The 12,236-nt window shown below is 47.5% G+C and carries 8 protein-coding genes and 1 pseudogene; 6 read left to right on the top strand and 3 right to left on the bottom strand.

What is annotated here, in order from left to right; translation table 11 throughout:
• Window positions 1-72 precede the first annotated feature (72 nt).
• From D3H65_RS07685 to D3H65_RS33530, 4 genes and pseudogenes are all read left to right on the top strand, one after another.
• On the top strand, window positions 73-2,613 hold the full coding sequence (locus D3H65_RS07685) for a DUF5686 and carboxypeptidase regulatory-like domain-containing protein (protein ID WP_119049716.1): 2,541 nt from the start codon (window positions 73-75) through the stop codon (window positions 2,611-2,613).
• 436 nt (window positions 2,614-3,049) lie between these two features.
• On the top strand, window positions 3,050-4,090 hold the full coding sequence (gene trhO, locus D3H65_RS07680) for an oxygen-dependent tRNA uridine(34) hydroxylase TrhO (RefSeq protein ID WP_119049715.1): 1,041 nt from the start codon (window positions 3,050-3,052) through the stop codon (window positions 4,088-4,090).
• Window positions 4,091-4,192: 102 nt separating this feature from the next.
• On the top strand, window positions 4,193-4,423 hold the full coding sequence (locus tag D3H65_RS07675; RefSeq protein ID WP_119049713.1) for a hypothetical protein: 231 nt from the start codon (window positions 4,193-4,195) through the stop codon (window positions 4,421-4,423).
• Between the two features lie 103 nt (window positions 4,424-4,526).
• Window positions 4,527-4,721: pseudogene (locus D3H65_RS33530) on the top strand (type II toxin-antitoxin system RelE/ParE family toxin); the annotation flags it as partial.
• A gap of 34 nt (window positions 4,722-4,755) precedes the next feature.
• Here D3H65_RS33530 and D3H65_RS07665 read toward each other — a convergent pair.
• Window positions 4,756-5,871, bottom strand: a complete 1,116-nt coding sequence (locus D3H65_RS07665) for a lactonase family protein (RefSeq protein ID WP_119049711.1) — start codon at window positions 5,869-5,871, stop codon at window positions 4,756-4,758.
• Window positions 5,872-5,980: 109 nt separating this feature from the next.
• On the opposite strand from D3H65_RS07665, the gene D3H65_RS07660 reads away from it, so the two are divergent.
• Complete coding sequence (locus D3H65_RS07660; RefSeq protein WP_162915479.1) at window positions 5,981-7,351, top strand: esterase/lipase family protein; 1,371 nt, start codon at window positions 5,981-5,983, stop codon at window positions 7,349-7,351.
• 95 nt (window positions 7,352-7,446) lie between these two features.
• Here D3H65_RS07660 and D3H65_RS07655 read toward each other — a convergent pair whose 3' ends face one another.
• A complete protein-coding gene (locus D3H65_RS07655) occupies window positions 7,447-8,373 on the bottom strand; it encodes a phosphoribosylaminoimidazolesuccinocarboxamide synthase (RefSeq protein WP_119049708.1) in 927 nt (308 codons plus the stop codon).
• Between the two features lie 147 nt (window positions 8,374-8,520).
• Here D3H65_RS07655 and D3H65_RS07650 point away from each other — a divergent pair, with 147 nt between their 5' ends.
• Window positions 8,521-11,481 (top strand): TonB-dependent receptor, encoded by a 2,961-nt coding sequence (locus D3H65_RS07650; protein ID WP_119049706.1) that lies wholly within the window; start codon window positions 8,521-8,523, stop codon window positions 11,479-11,481.
• A 207-nt stretch (window positions 11,482-11,688) separates the two neighbouring features.
• On the opposite strand, the gene D3H65_RS07645 is transcribed toward D3H65_RS07650, so the two are convergent.
• Window positions 11,689-12,111 (bottom strand): DoxX family protein, encoded by a 423-nt coding sequence (locus tag D3H65_RS07645; RefSeq protein ID WP_119049704.1) that lies wholly within the window; start codon window positions 12,109-12,111, stop codon window positions 11,689-11,691.
• Between the last annotated feature and the right edge of the window lie 125 nt (window positions 12,112-12,236).

The raw sequence follows: 12,236 nt of genomic DNA, 5'->3' as shown, positions 1-12,236 counted from the left end.
ACTTAGATAAGCGGTCAAGGTTCTTGCGCATGCTGAGGTGAAAGCCATTATTTTCGCTGCATAAGATCTGCTATGAAGAAAACGTTACTCTATTTAACCTCATTCCTATTATCTTTTATTTGTGCGCAGGCTGGCCGGGTAACCGGAACTGTAAAAAACCAAAAAGGCGAGATGCTTCCCTACGCTTCCGTCTTTGTAAAGGGTACCACCATCGGTACCACCACCAGCAGTCAGGGCAGTTACTTTCTCGATCTAATTCCCGGTACCTACACTATTACTTGCCAATACATCGGCTACACCAAGGTAGAAAAAACGGTTACCGTGCCCGCCAGCGGCAGCGTGACCCTCAACTTTGAACTGTCGATCCAGCAAACTACGATGAAAGAAGTGGTGGTAAGGGCCAATGCAGAAGATCCTGCCTATGAGATCATCCGCAATGCCATTCGCAAGAAAAAAGACTATGTAGCGCCGCTGGATTCCTTTACCTGCGAAGCTTATATCAAAACCCTTGTCAAGACCCGTAAACTGCCCAAAAAGGTATTTGGCCAAAAGATAGAAGAGGAAGACCGGAAAGAGATGGGGGTTGATTCCGTTGGAAAAGGGATCATTCACCTGTCGGAATCACTTACGAAGATCGCCTTTAAAAAGCCGGGTAAAATAAAGCTGGAAGTACTGTCGGGCCGTGAAAGCGGCTCAGGCGGTTATGGCTTTAACTTTCCCACTTTCATTAATTTCTACAATAATAATGTCAATGTATTTACGGCACAGCTCAATCCCCGGGGATTCATATCGCCCATCGCCGATGCGGCGCTGAACTATTATGCCTATAAATACCTGGGATCTTTCTGGGAAGACGGGAAAGAGATCAACCAGATACAGGTAATAGCCCGCCGCAATTATGAGCCCTTATTCAACGGCACCATCAATATTACCGAAGGCGACTGGCGCATACATAGCCTGGAACTGACGCTGACCAAAAAATCGCAGCTGGAAATACTGGATACCATGCGCATCAAACAGATCCACCTGCCTATTTCAAAAGATGTATGGCAAACCAAGGACCAGGTGGTATATTTTACCTTCAATATACTGGGTATTGATGCGGTGGGTAACTTCCTGAATGTGTACAACAAATATGAAGTGGCGCCCAGTTTCAATAAAAGGTATTTCAACAATGTGGTGATCAAATACGATACCGCCGTCAATAAGAAATCAAAAGCCTATTGGGATTCCATCCGCCCCGTGCCGCTGGAGCTGGAAGAAGTAAAGGATTATAAGATCAAGGACAGCATGATGCATTACCGGCGTGATTCTGTATGGACCAAGGCTTATACGGATTCCATGCGTAAAAAGCAGGGCAAGATCACCGTGATGAAAGTATTGTACGGTGGTTTTACACGCTATAATTATAATCCCAAAAGCCCGGTGTGGTTTACCTGGAAACCCCTGTTGCAACAGGTATCCTACAATACCGTGGAAGGGTTGGTGTTGAATGCTGAAGCCACCATACAGCGTTCCTTTCCGAAAATAAAACAACAGGTGAGCTTTACGCCTCATGTACGCTATGGCTTCAGCAACCAGCATTTTAACGCCTGGGCCAGTCTGCAATGGTGGAAACGGGAATTTACCTGGGACCAGGACGGCGGTACCACCAGTCGCACGGTATGGGGACTGGCAGGTGGTAAAAGGGTGAGCCAATTCAACCAGGACAACCCGATCACGCCATTGATGAACAGTGTCTATACCCTGTTTGACCGGCGCAATTACATGAAGATCTATGAGAACTACTTTGGCCGGATCTCCTGGAACAAGCGCTTCGACAATGACCTGCGTATTACAGCCGATGTACTGTATGAAGACCGGATACCTATCGACAATACCACCGATTTTTCCATTTTCAAGGATAAGGACAAGGTGTTTACCCCCAACTATCCCTATGAAAAGATACCGGCGCAGTTCATACAGCACCAGGCGCTCATAGCAAGCATATCGGCACAGTTTCAGCCCGGACAGCGGTATATCCAATACCCCAATAACAAAGTGGCCATCGGCTCCAAATACCCCACGTTTGCCGTGTCCTATAAAAAGGGTATCGATAAGGTACTGGGCAGTGATGTGGATTTTGACAAATGGACATTCTCTATTTGGGACAATATGAACTTTAAGCTGCGTGGAGAGATGAAATACCGGTTCAGTATTGGTGGCTTCATCAACGACAGCAAAGTGCCCATACAGGATTACCAGCACTTTAATGGCAACCAGCTGATCTTTGCCAGCAGGTACCTCAATAGTTTCCAGCTGGCGCCTTATTACGCCAACAGTACCACTGAATCATTTTATGCGGTGGGGCACCTGGAGCATCATTTCAACGGGTTCCTGACGAATAAGATACCCCTGTTCAAAAAGCTCAACTGGCACCTGGTAGGGGGCGGCAATGCCTTCTATGTGAACAAGGACAACAATTACGTAGAAGTATTTGGCGGTATAGAGAACATCTTTAAGCTGCTGCGGGTGGATGTAGTAGCCTCGTACCTCAATGGTCAGAAAGGGCAGGTAGGGCTGCGTATCGGGCTGGGAGGATTGCTGGGTGGGGCCATCCAGTTGCCGCAGTAAACCAGCTGCGAGCGGTTAGCATTTAACTTATACGGCTAAGATATTCCCGAAATAAGAAAAACTTTCCCATGCTGGGAGCGTTTTGGCAGGCTGGCATGCCATTCCCGTTTAAAATAAGCTGGCACGGCGCTTGAATTACCTACTTCGGTTTTTCATAGGATATTGGATTTTGAAAACGGGGCTGGATCTTTATCCGGGCCCTCTTTTTTTTTGTACCTACCCCTACATCCACCAGGGGCTCATCATACCGGCAAAGGAAAGACCGGTCATGAGAAAATAGAGAAGATACCCTTATCAATGTGTAAAATGCTATGCGGTCTTACAGGTAATTCGCATGCAACAGGTAGGTTTGGACCTTAAAAATAAGGGGAAATAACTTATCTTTGCGGCGTTTCAAAATTTTGACTGTCAGGCATACGGTCACAAAATTTTACCCATGGCTATTTTACACAACAGAGTCTCCCAGAAGGAGTTGAAGGAACGTCTATACCAGGAAACCGAAACCCGGACCACCATTTCCTTTTACCAATATTTCCCCATTCCTGACCCCCAGGCCTTTCGTGATGAGCTGTACCAGGCCCTACAGGTATTGAAGGTCTTTGGCCGCATTTATGTAGCCCATGAAGGCATCAATGCGCAGATCAGCGTACCACAAAGTCATTACGAAGCCCTGCAGCAATACCTGTATACCATTCCTGCGCTGAACGGACTGCGGCTGAATATTGCCGTAGATGATGATGGCAAATCATTCTGGGTGCTCAAGATCAAGGTGCGTGACAAGATCGTGGCGGATGGCATTACGGATCCCGCTTTTGATATGAGTAATAAAGGCAAGTACGTAAATGCCGCGCAGATGAATGAGCTGCTCAATGATCCCGATACCATTGTGGTAGACATGCGCAACCACTATGAATACGAAGTGGGCCATTTTGTGAAAGCCATTGAAGTGCCCAGCGATACTTTCCGCGAACAATTGCCCATGGCGGTAGATATGCTGAAAGATCACCAGGATAAGAACATCATCATGTATTGCACTGGCGGTATCCGTTGTGAAAAAGCCAGCGCGTATATGCTGCACAATGGCTTCAAAAATGTATTTCACCTCGAAGGGGGCATCATCAACTATGCCCGTCAGGTGAAAGACCAGGGCATGGACAGTAAGTTTATCGGGAAGAACTTTGTATTCGACGACAGGCTGGGGGAGCGCATCACAGAAGATGTGATCGCCAAATGCCACCAGTGTGGTAAGCCGGCCGATAACCATACCAATTGCGCCAATGAAGGCTGTCACCTGCTCTTTATCCAGTGTGAGGCCTGCGCCCAGCAATACGAAGGCTGCTGCAGCAAAGGCTGCCAGGATTTTATTCACCTGCCCGAGGAAGAACAAAAGGAATTACGCAAAGGCGTCGATAAAGGCAGCAATGTCTTCAATAAGTCGAGAGCGAGATTGAGACCTAAATTGAAACACGGGGATTGACCCCTTTTTACTAAATACTATCTTGATTATCAGCCACGAAGCTGTGCAAATTCTTGGTTTGGATAACCCTATAAAAAAGGTAAATTTGTAAAAATAGCTTATATGGCAAATACCCTGGAGCAAGAACTGTATAAATATATAATACAATTGGACGATGCTGAAAAAAAGTCAGTATTGCAAATGCTTAAGACCTTCTTAAAGGGAAGAGAAAAGAAAGTTGCAGGCACCAATATTGAGCAATACAATAAGGAAATAGATGAAGCAATTGCAAGGGTAGAAGCAGGTGAGTTTTACTCGCAGGAGGAAGTTGATAAGATGTCAAAAGGATGGTAATGTTGAAACGAAAAATTAGCTGGGACAAACAAGCCATTGAGTACCTGGCTAATGCTATCAGCCATATACGAAAAGATTCCCCTCAGAATGCCGACAAGGTAAAAAGGAATTACTTCAGAAAATAAAAGCACTTCCCACAGCTCCCGAAATTCATCCTCCTGATAAATACAAAGTAAAGAATAACAAGAATTTCAGGGCATTTGAACTACATCGTTTCCGTATTAGCTACCTAGTAAAAGAAAAAGAAATTATTATAGCACGTATCAGGCATACCAGTCAACGTCCCCTGAAATATTAACAAACGGGTTCTTGTTTTGCCAAATAAGATCCTTTTACTTCACAGGTATCCACTTCAAACAAACAGGCTTATCCAACTCCAGCTTTTTGCCGGTGGCGGTGAGCAGTCCTGTTTCTTTATCCCTTTTGAAGATCACAATATCATTGCTGGTTTGGTTGGCCGACAGCAGGAAGTTGCCGGTAGGGTCGATGCTGAAGTTGCGTGGACCCTTGCCCAATACAGACTGATGACCTTTCAGGGTGAGTTTGCCGGTTGATTTATCGATGGCAAAAATGGCAATATCATTCGATTCGCCGCGGTTGGAAGCATAGAGGAATTTACCATCGGGCGATACATGGATATCTGCACTGCCGATGGGGCCTTTATAGCCTTCTTTGATAGCTGATACGGTTTCTATGAATTGCAGTTTGCCTTTGTTGTAGGCATAGGCCGTCACATTTCCGCTCATCTCTTCCATCAGGTAAACATAGTTCCCGTTGGGAGAGAAATCGATATGACGGGGGCCCGATCCCGGAACGGTAGAGTTGGAGGGTATTTTGGCTGCTTTCAGTTCCCCTGTTTTATTATCAAAAGCATACACCATGATCTTATCAATGCCCAGGTCCTGTACCAGCAGGTATTTATCGTGGGGATCAAAAACGGTGGAATGCACGTGTGGGGCGGCTTGCCGTTGCTTGTCTGGACCACTGCCGCTGTGATTGATCGTTCTTTCCGCAGCCCGCAGGAAACCATCGGGGCTTACCGGCAGCAGGGAGAAACTTCCTCCGCTGTAATTGGCTACTGCCACCCATTTGCCTGATTCATCAATCGCCACATAGCAGGGGTGATCGCCGCCACTGGATTGTTTATTGAGGAATTGTAAGGTCCCGTTTTTCTTATCAAAGGAAAAAGCTGCTACACTGCCTTTGTCATCTCCGTCTTCATACACCGAGTAGACATATTTTTTATTTTTAGATACAGCCAGGAAGCTGGGGTTGCTGGCGGCTACCTTACTCACAAAACTGCCTTCGCCGGTGGCGCTGTTGAATTTGTACACATAAATGCCTTCGCTGGTGCCGGAGGTATAAGTCCCCACAAGCAGGTAAAAATCCTGGCTGATAGCAAGTACTGGCAATGTCATAAACAGCAAATTGACGAGCATCCTTTTCATGCCCGTAAATTACATGATATAATCATGCCACGGAAATCCAGACCGGGCAGTTGCACGTACTTTATGCATCCTACCCGCCTCACTCAGGTAAATAAATCCATTTCTGTATATGAAAAAGTTCTTTACAACGACGGCCTCGTGCCTGTTACTATTGCTTTTACTCCATTCCTGTAAGAAGGTTGCACATGATGAAGCAGCGGGCAACAATGCTCCTGCCAATGGCCGGGAAGCCGTGCAGGAAGAGCCCATCACTCCCCTTGGCCGGGCCATTCCACTTCCTGCAGGAAGCAGTCAGGTACAACTGAATACCCAGTCTGGTGTAGTGGCTACACATATCCCCATCATCATGGTGCATGGCCTGGGAGGTTTTGGTCCCGGTGAATTCGGCAGCTTTAACTACTGGGGTGGGGTAGACAATATCCCCCTTTACCTGACCAACAACGGCTATCCAGCCTATGCCACTTCTGTAGGACCTTTCAGCAGTAATTTCGACCGGGCGGTAGACCTCTACTATTATATCAAAGGCGGCTATGTGGACTATGGCAAATTCCACAGTACCCAGTATGGCCACCACCAAACCAAAAGCCGATACTATCCCGGTGTGTACCCTGAGTGGGATGCCAATCACCCGGTACACCTGCTGGGCCACAGTATGGGAGGCATCACAGTCAGGAAGTTACTGACCCTTTTAGAGCAGGGCGATAAGACCGAGCTGCAGGACCCTGCCCATGCGGAGCTGTTTAGTGGCGGTAAAACAGGTTGGGTGAAATCCGTTACCACCATCAGTACGCCGCACAATGGCGCTACGCTTACGTACAAATTATTGCCCGACTATGCACCGTTTGTAAAAGGGCTGGTGATCGCTGCGGCAGGCCTGGCAGGCGCCAGCCTGGAAGCGGATGCCTTGTATGATTTCGACCTGGAGCAGTGGGACCTGGAAAGAGAGCCGGGTGAAAGTTTTGCGGCCTATGCCGCCCGGGTAGGCAATAGCAGGATCTGGACTACCGACGATTATTCGGGGCATGATGTGACGCCTGAAGCGGCCCGCGACTGGAACCAGGCAGAACCTGATTCAAAGAACGTGTATTACTTCTCCGTGACCACGAAAAATACGACTAAAGGATTGCTCACCGGTTGGGAATATCCCCGTCTCACCACCTTCCCGGCTTTGATACCGGTGGCATTTCCGGTGCCCATCATTATGGGACTGGGTAATTATACACAGAACACACCGGGCAAAGTAGTGATCGATGAAAAATGGTGGGCCAATGATGGCGCCGCGAATGTATATGGTATGAGCGGACCCAATACCAGCATCATCAAACCCTATGCGCCCGATGCTTTGGAAAAAGGTGTGTGGAATCATATTGGGGTATACAATGGCTATGATCACTTTGCCATCATCGGTATGGGCATGATCCCTTACAATGTGAGGCCGTTCTATATGAATTTGGCAAACCTGTTAGCGGCAGTGGAGTAGGTCGATATAAAGGCTTTTCACAGCCCTGGGGGCGTATTGTTCCAGGGTGGTTGCCGGTTTACCCAGGTCCTGCCAGACTGGCTTTTGCCTCTTTCCTATTTCAGTTTTTCCAATGCCTTCAGGATCCTGTCGTTGATCTCTTGTTCGCTCAACGCTTCCGGTACAAACTGTTTCCCGATCACTTTTTCATACAGCTGTATATAGCGGCGGCTGATGGTATCGATCCATTCATCAGTCATGTGGGGAACAGTTTGGCCTTCCTTGCCCATGAAATTATTAGCGATCAGCCATTCCCGTACAAATTCTTTACTCAGCTGGAGCTGCCTTTCACCTTTGGCCTGCCGCTCTTCGAATCCGTCTGCATAGAAATAGCGGGAAGAGTCAGGTGTATGGATCTCATCCATCAGGTATATGGCATCCTTGATCTTGCCAAATTCATATTTGGTATCTACCAGGATCAGTCCTTGTTTGGCGGCAATCTCTTTACCACGGGCAAATAAAGCCAGGGTATAATGTTCCAGTATTTTCCAGTCAGCTTCCGTGGCCAGTCCCTGTGCAATGATCTCTTCTTTGGAAATATCCTCATCATGGCCGGCCTCTGCTTTGGTAGAAGGGGTGATGATGGGGGTGGGGAAATAGTCATTTTCGCGCATGCCTTCCGGTAATATGACACCGCAAAGTGTTCTTTTCCCACTGGCATAGGTGCGCCAGGCATGACCGGTAAGGTTACCCCGTACCACCATTTCTATCTTAAAAGGCTCACATTTCTGACCGATCGATACGTTGGGAGCCGGCACGTCCAGTAACCAATTAGGACAAATATCGCGTGTCGCTTCCAGCATGTAAGCAGCGATTTGATTTAAAACCTGTCCTTTATAGGGTATGGGTCGGGGTAATATTACATCAAATGCAGATATGCGGTTGGAGGCGATCATGACCAGCCATTCGTCCTGAATAGTGTACACATCACGCACCTTACCCTTGTAGAATTTGGTCTGTCCGGGGAATTGATAGGCATTCATGGCGCGAATATAGAGCAGGCGGTCAAATGGTGGAAAAAAAGAATGGCTGAGATATGCACAATCAGGACGTATTTGTTTAAAAATTAAATTTTAACTTAATGATTACAATACGTAGATTAGTATAATACATAAACAAAAACTGCCATCATGAGAAGAAGCTACCGTTTTCTGGCGGCTTTCCTGAACATGCTCTTATTGTTTTTTGCTGCCAATACCCATGCCCAACTACAAACCTACACGATAACCGGAAATATCCGCAACAGTACCAACAAGGATGTTGTACCGGCCGTTTCCGTCACTGTAAAAGGTTCTTCAACCGGAACATTTTCAGACGAACGTGGAAATTTCAGACTCATTACCAGTCAACGTCCACCCTTAACCCTGGTGTTTAGTTCTATCGGATATGAATCACAGGAAGTAAACGTATCGAATGCTTCTGATGTGGTGGAAGTAAGTTTTGTACCTACTTCCGTGCTCGGTCTTGAAGTGGTCGTTTCAGCCAGCCGCGTGGCGGAAAGAATCCTTGAATCGCCTGTCTCCATCGAACGTATGAGTGCTGCGAATGTGCGCTCTTCTGCTGCTCCCAGTTTTTACCAGGGAATGGCCAATTTCAAAGGCGTGGATATGACCACATCCAGTATTACTTTTAATACCCTCAGTACACGGGGCTTTAATGGCAGTGGTAACCTTCGCTTCAACCAGCTGGTGGATGGAATGGACAACCAGGCGCCTGCCCTCAACTTTTCTGTAGGTATTATTACAGGGCCTACCGAACTGGATATCGATAACATCGAATTACTGCAAGGCGCTTCTTCCGCCCTGTATGGATCGGGCGGTATGACGGGCACTTTACTCATGACGAGTAAGAATCCTTTTAAGTACCAGGGCCTCAGTTTCCAGATTAAACAAGGGATCAACCATGTCAATAGCCACCAGCGGCCTACCGCTCCTTATTATGACTGGTCTTTCCGCTGGGGCAAAAAGATCAGCGAAAAGCTGGCCTTTAAGATCGGCGGCCAGTTTGTATCGGCCCAGGACTGGCAGGCTAATGACACCCGCAACCTGGCCCGCAACAACGTACTAAGCTCAGTAAAAGACGGCACCCGCCAATCAGATAATAATTATGACGGTATTAATGTATATGGCGATGAGGCCAGCGTGAGCATGAACAGCCTGGCACAGGTAGCCCGGGGGCAGATAGCAGCCGGCGGCGGTGGCGCTATATTGACGGCCCTTGACGGTATGATTGCAGCAAATTTTACACCCCAGCAGATTGCAATCGCTTTTGGTTCCAATCCCGCATTGGCCCCCTATGCTTCTGCTCTGCCATTGCTGATCCCTTCCAGCCCAGTGCCTACCAATGCCTATAAGAATACCTTCGGGGCGCAACTGGTAAGCCGTACCGGCTATGCGGAACAGGACCTGGTAGATTATGATGCTTATAGCGTGAAACTCAATGCCGGTCTGTATTACAAGATCTCCAACAATATTGAGGCTTCCCTGTTGGCCTATTGGGGTACGGGTACTACCGTATATACCGGGGCCGACCGCTATTCCCTCAAAAACTTTAAACTGGGCCAATATTCAGCCGAGGTGAAGGGCAAGAACTGGTTTGTAAGGGCCTATACTACCCAGGAAAATTCCGGGGATTCCTATACGGCTACTACCGCAGCCTTTGCAGTCAATAATTTATGGAAACCCAATGGCACCTGGTTCCAGCAATATACCGGTACTTACGGAGCTGCCAGGCTAGGTATCATACCTGGCGCCACCCCAGGCACCTTTTTGCCGGCTTTCCCCGATGCGCAGGCCCATGGCGCCGCAAGAGGTGCTGCTGAGACTGGCAGGTTATTGCCAGGTACCACCGCCTTTGACAATGCCCTCACCAGAGCGATCAACACTAATATCAACGATAAAACCTCCTCTGTTGGGGGAGCCAAATTTGCTGATAAATCGGCCCTTTACCATGTAGAAGGTCAATTGAACCTGAGCGATTATGTAAAAGTGGTGGAAGTGATGGTAGGTGCCAACTACCGTGTTTACCACCTCAATTCCCAAGGGACCATTTTTGCAGATACCTCCGGTCCGATCGATATTACTGAATATGGCGGCTATATCCAGTTGCAGAAACGATTGTTCAACGATGTACTGAAGCTGACCGCTTCGGGCCGCTATGATAAGAACGAGAATTTTACCGGCCGCTTTACCCCCCGTGTTACCGCGTTGGTGAGCGTAGCCAAAGACAACAACCTGCGTCTCTCTTTCCAGACTGCTTACCGCTTTCCCACAACGCAGGACCAGTACATCAACCTGAATACGCCCGGTGCTAAATTGATTGGTGGCTTGCCCTCCTTTCAAACTTATTACCACTTTGATACCAACCCCGTATATACGGCTGAAAGCATTGGCGCTTTCCGTCAATCGGTTGCAGCTGGTACACCCAACCCGGGATTACTGCAAATAGCCCCCTTTAAAGAGTTGAAGCCCGAAACGGCCAACTCCTATGAATTTGGTTACCGTGGATTACCCACCAAAAGATTGCTGGTGGATGCTTATGTGTATTATTGCGAGTACAAGAATTTCATTGGTCGTAGGGCAGTAGGCAGGGCGTCCTTTCCTCCTGTAACCAATGTTGCCAATCCGCTGACCACTGAAAACTATTCTTATCCTGAGAACTCTGATAACAATGTAAAAGCCATCGGATGGGGAATAGGAGCAGAATACCAGGCGCGTGGTGGTTATAGTTTCCGGGCCAATGTATCGGGCGATCAGCTGCGTGATGTACCTGCAGGTCTTGTTACCTTCTTCAATACCCCCAAAGTGCGGTTTAACGTAGGTGTAGGTAATGATGGTATCGACAAGGGGCCCTGGGGTTTCAACTTTGTGTACCGCTGGCAGGATGATGTAGATTGGGAAGGTACTTTTGCTGCAGGCAGGATTCCTTCATTCGGTTCGCTGGATGGACAGATCAGCTATAAGCTCCAGAAGATCCGCAGTATTGTTAAGCTGGGTGCTTCCAACCTGCTGAATAAATACTATTACAGTGCCCTGGGCAATCCTTATGTGGGCGGGATATACTATGTATCCTTTGCTTACAATGTATTCTAGGTCATGATATATGAAATAAGATAACCAAGATATTTTTTGCTAGACTTTCGGCTAAAATGCCCGCGATAGAGCGGGCATTTTCTATTAATACTGCCTCTGGGATATAAATACCCTTGTTTAGTAAACAGATATTCTGACCTGTTTTTGAATGATAATGGGTTTAGCCCGCATGCTTCACCAGGCTAAACCCATTTGAGATATTATTGATTACGCCATGGCGCTCGTCACCAAGGTGCCTTCAGCGCGTGGGGCTACTTTGGCCTGTGCCTGTAATTTCTTCCTTTTGTTATAATAGATATAGGCAACTGCCAATAAGGCCAGGGGTATTAACATGCCTACCCAGTCAGGCTTTCCTATAGCTAAAATAGAGTAGGTGGCGCCAATGAGGTCATAGGCAAAGCCCGCGTATGCCCACTCTTTGATGCGGTGAAACCCGGGCAGCAGAATGACAACAGCTCCAAGGAATTTAGCCACGCCAATAAAGGGGATAAAATAAAGCGGGTATCCCAACTCGGTATGCATGCCCTGCACTGCCATGGGGTGACTGATGATATCGAAAATAGCACCGGAAGCCATAAAGGCTGCAAAAAGACCTGTAAAGATCCAGAAGAGAATGTTTGTTTTTTTCATGACTGTTATTTTGATAGAACAAAGCTAAAAACTTGATCTGTCACTGACGGGGGGATGATAAGGCAAATTAGGGGGGTAATTGCGACCAGCAAATTTCCTCTACCTTAGAGGCGCCAATTAATCAT

Source organism: Paraflavitalea soli (genome assembly GCF_003555545.1).
Classification (GTDB): domain Bacteria; phylum Bacteroidota; class Bacteroidia; order Chitinophagales; family Chitinophagaceae; genus Paraflavitalea; species Paraflavitalea soli.
Note: the sequence above shows the minus strand (reverse complement) of the source record. Positions and strands in the feature narration are given on the sequence as shown.

Bases quoted from the DNA above. Each gene is read 5' to 3' on its own strand.
- D3H65_RS07685 (WP_119049716.1), top strand. From the start codon at position 73: ATGAAGAAAACGTTACTCTATTTAACCTCATTCCTATTATCTTTTATT.
- trhO (WP_119049715.1), top strand. From the start codon at position 3,050: ATGGCTATTTTACACAACAGAGTCTCCCAGAAGGAGTTGAAGGAACGT.
- D3H65_RS07675 (WP_119049713.1), top strand. From the start codon at position 4,193: ATGGCAAATACCCTGGAGCAAGAACTGTATAAATATATAATACAATTG.
- D3H65_RS07665 (WP_119049711.1), bottom strand. From the start codon at position 5,871: ATGAAAAGGATGCTCGTCAATTTGCTGTTTATGACATTGCCAGTACTT.
- D3H65_RS07660 (WP_162915479.1), top strand. From the start codon at position 5,981: ATGAAAAAGTTCTTTACAACGACGGCCTCGTGCCTGTTACTATTGCTT.
- D3H65_RS07655 (WP_119049708.1), bottom strand. From the start codon at position 8,373: ATGAATGCCTATCAATTCCCCGGACAGACCAAATTCTACAAGGGTAAG.
- D3H65_RS07650 (WP_119049706.1), top strand. From the start codon at position 8,521: ATGAGAAGAAGCTACCGTTTTCTGGCGGCTTTCCTGAACATGCTCTTA.
- D3H65_RS07645 (WP_119049704.1), bottom strand. From the start codon at position 12,111: ATGAAAAAAACAAACATTCTCTTCTGGATCTTTACAGGTCTTTTTGCA.